At 40.3% G+C, this 12150-nt stretch carries 11 protein-coding genes; all 11 read left to right on the top strand.

Annotation, left to right across the window (positions count from 1 at the left end; translation table 11 throughout):
- Positions 1 to 8 precede the first annotated feature (8 nt).
- The 11 genes from nirD (at position 9) to FTT84_RS11830 (ending at position 11903) form a co-directional block, all read left to right on the top strand.
- Positions 9 to 1619, top strand: a complete 1611-nt coding sequence (gene nirD / locus FTT84_RS11780) for a nitrite reductase small subunit NirD (protein WP_067762045.1) — start codon at positions 9 to 11, stop codon at positions 1617 to 1619.
- Positions 1620 to 1890: 271 nt separating this feature from the next.
- Positions 1891 to 4671 carry a nitrate reductase gene (locus FTT84_RS11785; RefSeq protein ID WP_180057111.1) on the top strand — a complete coding sequence of 927 codons (2781 nt, stop codon included), beginning with the start codon at positions 1891 to 1893 and terminating at the stop codon, positions 4669 to 4671.
- The gene (locus tag FTT84_RS11790) at positions 4668 to 5294 is read left to right on the top strand and encodes a molybdenum cofactor guanylyltransferase (protein ID WP_067762041.1); all 627 of its coding nucleotides are present in this window, start codon (positions 4668 to 4670) and stop codon (positions 5292 to 5294) included. The genes FTT84_RS11785 and FTT84_RS11790 overlap by 4 nt, the downstream gene beginning before the upstream one ends.
- A gap of 186 nt (positions 5295 to 5480) precedes the next feature.
- Positions 5481 to 6605 (top strand): GTP 3',8-cyclase MoaA, encoded by a 1125-nt coding sequence (gene moaA / locus FTT84_RS11795; protein WP_180057159.1) that lies wholly within the window; start codon positions 5481 to 5483, stop codon positions 6603 to 6605.
- 2 nt (positions 6606 to 6607) lie between these two features.
- Positions 6608 to 6874: a MoaD/ThiS family protein gene (locus tag FTT84_RS11800; RefSeq protein WP_067762039.1), complete on the top strand. Its 267-nt coding sequence runs from the start codon at positions 6608 to 6610 to the stop codon at positions 6872 to 6874.
- Positions 6875 to 6876: 2 nt separating this feature from the next.
- The gene (locus tag FTT84_RS11805) at positions 6877 to 7485 is read left to right on the top strand and encodes a molybdenum cofactor biosynthesis protein MoaE (protein WP_180057109.1); all 609 of its coding nucleotides are present in this window, start codon (positions 6877 to 6879) and stop codon (positions 7483 to 7485) included.
- A gap of 43 nt (positions 7486 to 7528) precedes the next feature.
- A complete protein-coding gene (moaCB, locus tag FTT84_RS11810; RefSeq protein ID WP_180081253.1) occupies positions 7529 to 8452 on the top strand; it encodes a bifunctional molybdenum cofactor biosynthesis protein MoaC/MoaB in 924 nt (307 codons plus the stop codon).
- Complete coding sequence (locus FTT84_RS11815) at positions 8449 to 9741, top strand: molybdopterin molybdotransferase MoeA (RefSeq protein WP_180057107.1); 1293 nt, start codon at positions 8449 to 8451, stop codon at positions 9739 to 9741. Before moaCB ends, FTT84_RS11815 begins: the two co-directional genes overlap by 4 nt.
- An 84-nt stretch (positions 9742 to 9825) precedes the next feature.
- Positions 9826 to 10578, top strand: a complete 753-nt coding sequence (gene modA / locus FTT84_RS11820; protein WP_180057156.1) for a molybdate ABC transporter substrate-binding protein — start codon at positions 9826 to 9828, stop codon at positions 10576 to 10578.
- A 12-nt stretch (positions 10579 to 10590) separates the two neighbouring features.
- The gene (gene modB / locus FTT84_RS11825) at positions 10591 to 11271 is read left to right on the top strand and encodes a molybdate ABC transporter permease subunit (RefSeq protein ID WP_067762030.1); all 681 of its coding nucleotides are present in this window, start codon (positions 10591 to 10593) and stop codon (positions 11269 to 11271) included.
- A 2-nt stretch (positions 11272 to 11273) separates the two neighbouring features.
- On the top strand, positions 11274 to 11903 hold the full coding sequence (locus tag FTT84_RS11830; protein WP_067762028.1) for an ATP-binding cassette domain-containing protein: 630 nt from the start codon (positions 11274 to 11276) through the stop codon (positions 11901 to 11903).
- Positions 11904 to 12150: the final 247 nt, after the last annotated feature.

The raw sequence follows: 12150 nt of genomic DNA on the forward strand, positions 1-12150 counted from the left end.
TAATGAACATGACAATTTTAAAAGAAATGAATGAACTGGACTGGGTTGAAATCTGCGCATTAGAAGATATTACGCCTAATACAGGTGTTGGAGCACTCATTGAAAATCAGCAAATTGCTATTTTCCGTGTCGGTTCAGAAAAACGCGTCTATGCGCTCAGCAATCAAGATCCATTCAGCAAAGCCTTTGTGATGTCGCGCGGTATTGTGGGGGATTTACAGGGTGAGCGTGTGGTAGCGTCGCCAATTTATAAACAGCATTTTAGTCTCGCTACAGGGCGCTGCTTGGAAGACAAAGAGCAAAAACTGCTGGTGTTTCCAAGCAAGATTGAACAGGGCAAAGTTTTTGTTAGCCCAACGGCGCAAAAAACCTATATCACCAACAATGGATTAGCACAGGAAAAAATGAAGCTGGTGCTGATTGGTAATGGGTTGGCAGGTATGCGCTGCTTAGAAGATCTGCTGGATATGGCACCCGAACGTTATGAGATTACCGTGATTGGTGAAGAGCCTTGGGGCAATTACAACCGTATCATGCTGTCTCCAGTGCTTTCTGGTGATAAAACCATTGAAGATATTATGCTGCATCCACCTGCGTGGTATGCAGACAAAGGCATTCATTTTATTGCTGGTGATCGCGCGGTGCGCATCGACCGTCCTCGCAAACAGGTTTATACCGAAACCGGCATTGTGGTGGATTATGACCGTTTAATATTAGCCACTGGTTCGACGCCTTTTGTACCGCCAATCGCTGGTGCTGATTTAAAAGGCGTACTGAGTTTTCGGGATATTTACGATGTAAACATAATGCTGGATATGGCTAAACGTGCGAAAAATGCAGTCGTAATTGGTGGTGGATTGTTGGGATTAGAAGCGGCTTATGGCTTAAAACAGCGTGGTATGAATGTCACGGTATTGCATTTGATGGATCGAATTATGGACCGTCAATTGGATACTAAAGCCAGTCATATGCTAAAAAAATCGATTGAGCAAAAGGGCATCCGTATTATTACTGAAGCCAATACCGAAAGCTTAATTGGAGAAGATGGTCATGTTAAATCTGTGCATTTAAAAGATGGCACAGTATTGGATGCAGATTTAGTGGTCTTTGCTGTGGGGATTCGTCCGAATATGGCATTGGCGCAAAGTGCGGGGCTACGCTGTAACCGCGGCGTGTTGGTTAATGACACCATGCAAACTTATGACCCAAGTATTTATGCAGTTGGTGAATGCATTGAACATCGAAATCAAACTTTTGGTTTGGTTGAACCGCTTTGGGGGCAAGCCTTCATTTGTGCATCGCACTTGGCTGAGCATGGCAGCCTGACCTTCAAAGCACCCACGGTGCCTACACAGTTAAAGGTGAGTGGTTGTGATGTGTTTTCAGCTGGAAACTTTGAACCATTAGATGATTTTGAGGACATCATTTTAAATGATGAAAAACGTCAGATTTATAAACGCATTATTATTCAAAAAGATAAGGTCATCGGTGCGGTTTTATTTGGCGATACTGATGATGGTGCATGGTATGCCGAACTGATTGCGGATCAAAGCTCAATTTCTTCTATTCGAAATAAATTATTGTTTGGTAAAGATTTTGCTTTAAAGAAAGCGGGTTGATTCATTATTCATCGGAAGAATAACAATCACGACCTCAATTTTTCATTTTACGTTAATTCTATTTGCATAGGTATTGACTCACTTTTGAAGGATCAAAAGTGACAAAAATCCTTTGTTGGGCGAGGGGTACATCCATGTACCCCCGCCCAACGGTGGCATCCATGCCACCACGTGATAGCCACTATCATCTTGAACCTAGATTTTTAGTCAGTTTTTGAAATCGATCATAACCCCCAATTTATTAAGATTGGATGTAAGGAGCAAAGCAGAAATGAATAGTATTCCTCTTGTGGAACTGCATAGCTCCACCGCAGCAAATGTAAAAACTACACAAACCACATGTCCATATTGCGGTGTTGGATGTGGAGTAACGGCCAAAGTAACACAAACAGCTTTGGGGCAAAAAGTTACGGTAGAGGGAGATTTAAATCATCCTTCAAACTATGGAAAACTTTGCATTAAAGGCAGTAATTTGGCAGATACACTTGGCTTAGAAACTCGTGTTCTGCATCCAATGCTTGGGCGAAAAGCGAACCGCATACAATCTAATTGGGATACAGCAATTACAACCATAGCTGATAAATTTCAACAATGTATTGATGATTATGGCCGTGACAGTATTGCATTCTATGTGTCAGGACAGCTGCTGACTGAAGACTATTATGCGGTGAATAAATTTGTTAAAGGCTATTTGGGCACAGCCAATATTGATACCAATTCACGTCTTTGCATGTCGTCTGCAGTGGCTGCACATAAACGTGCTTTTGGGGAAGACTTAGTTCCAGCGAGCTATGAAGATTTTGAACATACAGACATGGTCGTGCTGGTGGGTTCAAATACTGCTTGGTGTCATCCTGTGCTGTATCAACGCATTATGAAAGCCAAAGAGCAGCGCGACTTATTTGTTGTGGTTATTGACCCGCGTTTTACCAGTACTTGTGAAGCAGCAGATTTACATTTGCCAATTTTACCTGGGCAAGATGTAGCGCTGTTCAATGGCTTACTGCAATATCTCTCTAAAAATAACTATGCAGATCATGCATTTATTCAGAATTATACCGATGGTTTGGCGCAAGCTCTAGAGAGCAGCACATCAGAATCTGAAATTGAATCTGTAGCAACGCGAACAGGTATTTCAGTTGAAAAATTACAGTTATTTTTTGAAAAATTTGCTCAAACTGAAAAAATCATGAGCCTATTTTCAATGGGGGTGAATCAATCTTCGCGTGGGGTAGATAAAGCCAACAGTATTATTAATTGTCATTTGCTGACTGGAAAAATTGGCAAATTAGGTGCTGCGCCATTTTCAATGACAGGTCAGCCAAATGCTATGGGTGGTCGTGAAGTTGGCGGTCTGGCCAATATGCTGGCAAGTCATATGGATTTGGACAATCCAAGTCATCGTCAATTGGTACAGCAGTTTTGGCAAAGCCCGTACATTGCAGATTCGGTTGGGCTAAAAGCAGTCGATCTATTTCAGGCAGTGGAAAGCGGCAAGATTAAAGCCATTTGGATTATGGCGACGAATCCTGTGGTCAGCATGCCAGATGCGGATCAAATCAAACGGGCTTTAGAGCAATGTGAATTGGTGGTGGTATCAGACATATGCCAAGATACAGATACCACTGCATATGCAGATGTATTGTTACCTGCGCTCGGTTGGGGAGAGAAAGACGGCACGGTCACTAACTCTGAACGCCGTATCTCACGGCAACGCGCATTTTTAGATGCGCCTGATGAGGCTAAAGCCGATTGGTGGGCGATTGCACAAGTAGCAAAAAAAATGGGCTTTTCTGGCTTTAATTATATAAATAGTCATGAGATTTTTATTGAACATGGTCAGCTTTCTAGCTATGAAAATGCACCATTAGCAGAGCGGAATGAAACCAGTCATTTTCGCTATTTTAACTTACAAGGTTTAAGTCATTTAACAGCTGAAGAATATGATGAACTAGCGCCAATACAGTGGCCTGTTATAGATAAAAATCAAGTAGATGCTGATGTCTCAAGATTATTTCAACAAGGCGAATTTAGCCATGCCAATGGCAAAGCTAAATTTATTGCGACTAGCGCCATAGATCCTGTAAATCAAACGGATCAAGAATACCCGCTGATTTTGAATACTGGCCGAATCCGTGATCAATGGCACACCATGAGCCGCACAGGATTATCTGCAAATTTAGCCACGCACCGTGCAGAGCCTTATTGTGAGCTGCACCCTAATGATGCACTTAAATATGGCATTAAAGATGGCGAACTTATTGAGGTGCGCTCGAAGTGGGGATTATGTGTATTACGCGCACAGATTGGCGACAATATTCGTCGCGGGCAAATCTTCGCGCCGATTCATTGGAATGATCAAGTTGCATCTGATGCCCGAATTGGCAAAGTGGTTAACCCCGTGGTGGATGCGATTTCAGGTGAACCTGAATTTAAGCATACGCCTGTGACAATTCAGCCCTTTTATACCCAGTGGCAAGGTGTGCTGTATGTGCGTCAAGGATTTGAGCACATTGTTCAGCCCACGATTCAAAAAACGGTGTGGTGGACAAAAATTCAAACAGCCAAAGCCATTCGTTACGAGTTGGCAGATCGACGAAAATTCAGCACGACCACAGAACAGTTAAAACATTTGTTGCCATTTACCGATGAAGATTTTGAATGGCTCAATTTAGAAGATCAATCGGCACAAATCTCCCACAGTGTGGTGCTGAAAAATGGCGTGCTTATTGCAAGTTTATATATTGCACCTACAGATTTATTGCCTGATCGCGACTGGGTGGCAAGCCTATTTAAACGTGAACGTTTAAGTGCAATGCACCGCAAAGCATTGTTGGCGGGACAAGCGATGTCAATGGGTAATAATGATGGACCTTTAGTTTGTAGTTGTTTTAAAGTTGGTAAAAACAAAATCATTCAAACCATTAAAGAGAACAATATTAGCAATGAAAAACAAGTCACTGCTTGCTTGAAAGCAGGTGGAAATTGCGGGTCTTGTTTACCTGAAATACGCGGCTTAATTAAAGCGTGTCAAACGGAGTATGCAGAATGACAAGAAAACAGCGAATCCCTGTAACCTATGCAGAAACGGATGTGGTGATTTTGGCGGGTGGGCAAGCACGCCGAATGAATGGCATCAATAAACTTTTGCAAAAATTTGATAATGAAATTCAACTCATCAAAATTCATCAGCAGCTCAAATCTCGCGCTGAAAAAGTTTGGGTTAATAGTCATCGTGATCATTCAATTTATGAACGGATCATACCATCGATTCAATACTTCCAAGACGATGAAGCGGGCTTTCATGGGCCACTGATGGGAATGAAAAGTGCATGGTCACATGTGCAATCGGACTATGTGCTATTTGTGCCTTGTGATGTGACTTACATTCCGAACAAAGTGATTTCCAGATTACATCAGGCAATCCAGCGTAATCCAAGATGTGAAGTGGCAGTTGTAGAGATTAATGGAAAAGCCTTGTATCCATTTTGCTTGCTCAAAAGAAGTAGTCTGCCGACCATAGAACATCATCTTGAGCAAAATCAGCGCAGTTTAAAGCACTGTTTTGTTGAAATGCACATGCAAGTGGCAAGTTTTAAAAACCGTGCACTGTTTTTTCACAGCATTAATTCCTTTGATGAGCTGCAACAGCACCGACAACTGAACTTTCTGTAATTCAATCTGATTTTTAATCTATCTCACGCTGTTGATCAGTGTGAGTAGGAAATTTTTGTCTTTAGATTCAATCATTTTTTACATAAGCCCAAAGTTGGAACACTTTTTGCAATTTATTCAGCATGGAAATAGGGCGTCATTTTTATGCTGTGCAATAACAGCGCAATCGACGTCATGGATATGATGATGAATAGCATGACATACCTAAATCAGCACCGCGTGTTCCAAGATCAATTTGGACGGCAAAAGCGCAAGCTCCGTATTTCGGTGACGGATCGCTGTAATTTTAAGTGTGTCTATTGCATGCCTGAACATCCTGAATGGATGAAAAAGCATGCGTTATTAAGTTTTGACGAACTTTTTGTATTTTGCCAATTTATGGTGCAGCAAGGGATAGAACAAATCCGCATTACTGGCGGTGAACCTTTAATGCGTCATGGGGTCGTACATTTTATAGCGCAGTTACAACAGCTCAAAAGCATAGGGTTAAAACGCATTTCAATGACCAGCAATGGTCATTATTTAGTGAAATATGCAGCAAGTTTAAAGCAAGCAGGTTTGGATGATCTAAATATCAGTTTAGACAGTTTAGATGCAGCTCAATTTAAGGTATTAACACAAAAAGAAATTAACCCTGTATTGGCAGGAATTGAAGCCGCAGCACAAGCTGGTCTGAGCATTAAGATCAACACGGTATTGATGAAAGGCATAAATGAAGATCAAATTATTCCTTTAGTGAAATGGGCACATAACAATCAATTTGAACCCCGTTTTATTGAGTTTATGCCCCTCGATGGTGATCAAAAATGGTCTTCCGATGCTGTGGTGACTGAGCAAGAAATTTTAAATGCATTATCAAAAGAATTTACCGTACGCATACACTATGGACAGGGTTCGAACCCAGCACGTAATTACAATATAAATGGCAAATCTGTCGGTATTATTTCAACGATTAGCAATTCATTTTGCGGAACCTGTGACCGTCTAAGATTGAATGCACAGGGTGAATTTTTTAACTGCTTATTTGCACAAAACGGTTTGAAACTGAAGTCTGAAATTCAGCATTTAACTGAGGCTTTTCTAGAAAATGGCCTCACACAGCATCTATATACACAATCAATCGACTTAGCACACGCTTGGCAAGCTCAATCAGATGTAATGCAAGCGCAATTGGAGCTGCAAGATCAATTAGCCAACTATATTTGGCACAAAGCGCAAGGCTATGATGCGATTCAAAAAGCATTAAAACAAGAACATACGAAGCAACCCTCTTATGCACGAAAGATCAGCATGCACATGATTGGAGGTTAAAAATGGCTGAATTACTCATACAGATGATCAACATTAAAATTGAAAGTTATGGCGCAATTCAGCGTCAGTTACCTGAAGATCTAAGTTTGCAATGCACGGTCGGATCTACAGTGGATGATGTTTTAGATTATGTGATTCGTGCCTATCCAGATGCATATGGCTCGTTAGAGCGCTGTGCTTGTGCAATGGGTGAAGACATCATTAGCCGAAATACGATTTTAAAACATGACGCTGTCATCGTGCTGTTATCACCTGTAGCAGGAGGTTAAAGATGGAACTGAACAATTTTAACCGTATTCAGGACACTGTACTTCAACAAGCTGTATTTGATGGAATTCAATCTTTTCCTGAATGTGGTGGTATTGGCATTTTTATTGGCACAGTGCGCAATCATCATGAAGGCCGCGCGGTGAAAGCACTGAAATATACAGCTTATGCGCCAGTGGCTGAAAAAATGATTCGGCAAATCGAACGAGACATTCAGCTTAAATATGGTGTGTCTTATGTGCGCGTGGTACACCGTATTGGCGCACTTGGTATTGGTGATACCGCAATTATTGCTATGGCTTATGCCCCACATCGTCGTGAGGCCTTTGAAGCATGTGAAGAAGCTGTAGAGCGGGTCAAACATGAAGTGCCTGTGTGGAAAGAGGAATTTTACATGGATGGCAGCAGTCAATTTGTAGAAGGCTGTTGTATTCGTAAAGATCAACAAAATCATTCAGATCAATTATCACAACTTCATGTTCTTACTGAAGCTAAAACGCCATCATCACATTCACATTGTTTACATACACATGAACATCCGCACGGTGATGATCATCATTTGGTTCAAAAAAATATTCAGCAGAATGCCAATATCTATCAATGGCATCTGTAAAGCCTCAAAAAAATAGCAATACACAAATAAACAGGAAAAAAACATGAAAAATGTGGGCATGAAAGCAGAAAGTTACCGCACAGCTATTGCAATAGGTATATTGCATGCGCCCCCACATTGCATTGAACTGTTGCGAAATGGCAATACTGAAAAGGGTGATGCGCTAAAAACAGCTCGAATTGCCGGCATTTTAGGCGCAAAGCGCACAGATGAACTCATTCCTCTTTGTCATCCCTTACCGATTTATCGTGCTGATGTGGAATACGAGCTTTTTGATGCGTATGTGGAAATTTCAGCAGTGGTGGAAACCATTGGCCCGACAGGGGTTGAAATGGAAGCGTTAACAGCAGTCAGTCTTGCAGGATTGACCTTATATGACATGCTGAAACCGCATTGTGAACCTGAAGATTTGTTATTGGATGGGATTAAACTAGAAAAGAAAAAAGGTGGGAAATCGCATTTTACCCGTGTATTGAAAGAAAGCTTGTCTGCTTCAGTCATCGTACTTTCAGACACTGTGGCTTCAGGTAAAAAGCCAGATACAGCAGGGCAGAATGTCCTAGAAATCTTACAAGAAGCCAATTTTAGCGATATTAACTATCAAGTCATTCCAGACAGCCCAGAACAATTAGTGGCTTTAATTGAGCAGCAAAAAAATCAATATCCTTTGATTCTCAGCGTAGGTGGAACAGGACTTGGGCCAAAAGATTTAACCGTAGAGACCATCCAGCCTTTACTGCAACGTGAAATACCGGGGCTAATGGAAGCATCCCGCAGTTTCGGACAAAAACGTACGCCGTATGCAGCGCTAAGTCGTGGAGTAGCAGGCTATATTGATACAAGTTTAGTCATGACTTTACCGGGCAGCCGTCAAGGTGCAAAAGAGTCCTTGATTGCGGTCTTACCTGCATTAGTTCATTTATTTGACGTGCAAAAAAATATTCCGCATGCAGGGGGCTATCAATGAATCAAGCACTAAGTAAAGAATTAAAACCTACAAAAAACCTTACTGTATCGCATGGCGGTTGCGGATCTGAAGAGGGACTCATCTCAGTGGATCAGGCATTACAAATGTTACTTGATCATACGCAGAGTCTTGACATAGAGACACTTACACTAGATCAAACCTTAAATCGCTATCTTGCCAAAGCGGTTTATTCAAAGATCAATTTACCTTTATTTTCACAAAGTGCAGTCGACGGTTATGCCATTTGTGCCGCGCCAGCAACACTGGGTATGGGCACTTCATTTGAATTGATTGGAGAAATTCGAGCAGGACAAAATTTAGAGATTCAACTCCAACAAGGGCAAGCCATTCGCATCTTTACAGGCGCAAAAATTCCGGCCAATACTTCCACTGTTGCACGTCAAGAAATTGTGCAGCTACTAGATAATGGTGAAACTAGGAAAATCGTACTCACTGAACCACTTCAATCTCACGCTGATATACGTGATGTAGGGGAAGAAGTCGCATGTGGGCAATTGTTAGCAGATTTAGGTCAAAAACTCAGTGTGGGTGCAATTGCAGCATTGAGCATGGCCGGTGTGAAAAATATAGAGGTTTTCAAATATCCAAAAATTGCCGTGGTGATTACTGGAGATGAAGTTTCAGTAAATGTAGAGGATTTAGCATCAGGTAAAATTTTTGATGCCAATGCCCCGTTGATTCAAGCGTGGTTTCAATCTCGAAGCCAAGAGGTCGATATCATGCATGTTGCAGATACAGAGCAAGCCGTAACAGCATTGTTGAATCGATTGAAAAATGAATATGACCTTATTCTCACCACGGGTGGTGTGTCAGTGGGTGATTATGACTTTGTTCGCCCTGTTACTTTAAAACTGGGGTTTGAACAGATCTTTTGGAAAGTCAAACAAAAGCCTGGGAAGCCAATGCTGTTTGCAGATTTACTACGTCAGGATGGCAGTCATTGTTATTTATTGGGGCTACCGGGTAATCCTGCTGCTGTTTATGCAGGTATGCAAATTTATACAGCGACTTTAGTTAAAGTCCTACAAGGTCAGAAAAAACTTCCTGAATGGTTTAGCGGCACGATTCAGCATGAGTTAAAAGCCGATACGCGAGAGCGATTCCTTAGGATGACTGTTCAATTTAATGATGGTCAATTACTGTTAAATAGCCTAAGCAAGCAGCAATCTCACATGTTGAGCAATTTAATGCACGCGAATTGTTTAGTACGTGTTCCCGCAGGTGAGAAAATGGTTGTAGGTACAAAGTTACAAGGACTATTTATTTAAGTTTTTAACTTCTAGCTGTGCCATATATTTTTTATTGAAAAAGCATAGTTGTTAGATAAGCCTTAAAAAATGAGAAAAATCATGATGAAGAAAATTCTATTCAGCTTTGCGACTGTGATTTTTTCCAATTTAGTCCAAGCGGAAACAGTCAAAATTTATGCAGCAGCCAGCCTGACTAATGCTATTACTGATATTATCAAATTGTATCAAAAACAAAATCCTAAGATTGAGATAATACCTGTATTTGGTGCATCTGGTGCTTTGGCGAAACAAATTGAAGCTGGAGCAAGCAGCGATGTTTTCTTTTCAGCTGATCAAGACTGGATGAAATATTTGGTGCAAAAGCAAAAAGTACAACCGACTCAAGTAAAGCCTTTTTTATTAAATGAATTGGTTTTGATTAGCCCAATCAATACAAAAATGCAGTTTAAGGCAGTCCCGCAATTTAATTTTTCGCAATCCTTCCAAGGGCATTTGTGTACAGGGCAAATGGAGTCCGTGCCAGTTGGTAAATATGCGAAGCAAAGTCTCATCAAACTAAATTGGTTGAACAGTTTAAACGGCCGTATTGTTGGAACAGATGATGTGCGCTCAGCATTGGCCTTTGTTGAGCGTGGTGAATGCCAAGCAGGCATCGTTTATAAAACGGATGCACTCATCAGTAAAAAAGTCAAAATGGTGGGAGCATTTCCAGCAAACTCGCACAGTCCAATCATTTATCCAATTGCATTAACCATGCAAGGGCAAAAAAACAAGGATGCAATTCAGTTCGCCCAATTTATTAAAGCGAATGGGCAAGCCAAGCAAGTGTTTTTCCAATATGGATTTAAATTGTAGACAGGCCTTGCAATGTTATCGCCTGAAGAGTTAAACGCGCTTTATCTATCGGCCAAAGTTGGTGCTTTTGCAGTGATGATATGCCTTCCTTTCGCGATAGCGCTTGCGTGGGTATTAGCACGCTATGATTTTCGATTCAAATTTTTAGTTGAAGCCTTACTTCAATTGCCAATGGTGTTGCCACCTGTGGTGCTTGGATATCTCTTATTGGTGCTTTTTGGTAATCAGGGTCTCATTGGGAAATACTTTAATCAAATAGGTGTTCAATTCGCATTTAACTGGAAAGGGGCAGTATTGGCGTCAATGATTGTCGCTTTTCCATTAATGGTGCAACCAATCCGCTTATCCTTTCAAATGATTAATCAACAATTAGAGCAAGTAGCAGGCTCACTGGGTGCGAGCCCGTTTAAAGTCTTTTGTAGTATTAGTTTACCTTTAGCGCTGCCAGGTATTTTGATTGGGAGTATTCTCTGTTTCAGTCGAAGTCTTGGTGAGTTTGGGGCAACGATAACGTTTGTCGGGAACATTCCAAATGAAACCCGTACCATTCCAATCGCAATTTATTCCTTGCTACAGCAGCCTGATGGTGAACAAATGGCCATGCGCTTAGTTACATTGTCTTTGGTTTTGGCTTTCTCTGCATTGGTTGTAAATTATTGGATTATGCAAAAATATTATAAAATGGTGGGTTGATATTGCTTGTATGTAAATTTGATTATCAAAATGAATCTATCAGTCTGAATGTTGATTTTAAGATGGAAACTGGTGTACTCGGTATCGTGGGGCGCTCAGGTGCAGGAAAATCTACGTTCTTAAAAAATATAGTCGGGATTCATAAACCAACAAGAGGTTTAATTGAATTAAATCATACTAAAATTGTGGATATAGAAAATAATATTTTTATACCGATGCATAAAAGAAAAATTGCATTGGTTTTTCAACAAGCAACATTATTTCCTCATTTAAATGTTAAGCAAAATTTACTTTACCCTTTAAAGTATTTAAAGAGAAATAAGACAAAATTTGAATATGATCAGATTATTGAGGTCTTAGATATTGAGAAATTATTAACTAAAAAATCCAGTCAATTATCTGGCGGGGAACTACAAAGAATTTCTATTGGAAGGGCGTTATTTTCTTCACCTGAGTTATTGTTGTTAGATGAGCCACTCAATGGTTTAGATATTGAGCTAAAAAATAATGTGATTCAGTTTATTAATAAAGTAAATCATGAACTACATATGCCAATCATCTATGTTACTCATCAAAAAGAAGAATTGGTAAAATTAAATGCTCAATTAATTAATATTGATAAGTTTAAATAAAAATAATATTAACTCATTATTAATAAAATACATTTGTATAAAAAATAACGAAAATAAATCAAATTAATACAAAATTGTGTGAAATAGGTTGAATATTTACATGAATATTATAGATTGTATTGGCTTTGTTGCACAAAGATTTGAAATGCAAAGCGCCCCTAATTGAGCCAAATTTAAGGCGTAACTTGGGTAAGTGGTCGACCTAATTCCGTAAATCTGTTAAGAACTGCTACACGTGCATGGATCT

The sequence above is a fragment of the Acinetobacter sp. YH01019 genome, from assembly GCF_013420285.1.
GTDB lineage: Bacteria > Pseudomonadota > Gammaproteobacteria > Pseudomonadales > Moraxellaceae > Acinetobacter > Acinetobacter gandensis.

What these genes read in the sequence shown, in the direction of transcription:
- FTT84_RS11815 (WP_180057107.1), top strand. Translation starts at nt 8,449, where the DNA reads ATGAATCAAGCACTAAGTAAAGAATTAAAACCTACAAAAAACCTTACT.
- FTT84_RS11800 (WP_067762039.1), top strand. Translation starts at nt 6,608, where the DNA reads ATGGCTGAATTACTCATACAGATGATCAACATTAAAATTGAAAGTTAT.
- FTT84_RS11790 (WP_067762041.1), top strand. Translation starts at nt 4,668, where the DNA reads ATGACAAGAAAACAGCGAATCCCTGTAACCTATGCAGAAACGGATGTG.
- moaA (WP_180057159.1), top strand. Translation starts at nt 5,481, where the DNA reads ATGAATAGCATGACATACCTAAATCAGCACCGCGTGTTCCAAGATCAA.
- modB (WP_067762030.1), top strand. Translation starts at nt 10,591, where the DNA reads ATGTTATCGCCTGAAGAGTTAAACGCGCTTTATCTATCGGCCAAAGTT.
- FTT84_RS11785 (WP_180057111.1), top strand. Translation starts at nt 1,891, where the DNA reads ATGAATAGTATTCCTCTTGTGGAACTGCATAGCTCCACCGCAGCAAAT.
- nirD (WP_067762045.1), top strand. Translation starts at nt 9, where the DNA reads ATGACAATTTTAAAAGAAATGAATGAACTGGACTGGGTTGAAATCTGC.
- moaCB (WP_180081253.1), top strand. Translation starts at nt 7,529, where the DNA reads ATGAAAAATGTGGGCATGAAAGCAGAAAGTTACCGCACAGCTATTGCA.
- modA (WP_180057156.1), top strand. Translation starts at nt 9,826, where the DNA reads ATGAAGAAAATTCTATTCAGCTTTGCGACTGTGATTTTTTCCAATTTA.
- FTT84_RS11805 (WP_180057109.1), top strand. Translation starts at nt 6,877, where the DNA reads ATGGAACTGAACAATTTTAACCGTATTCAGGACACTGTACTTCAACAA.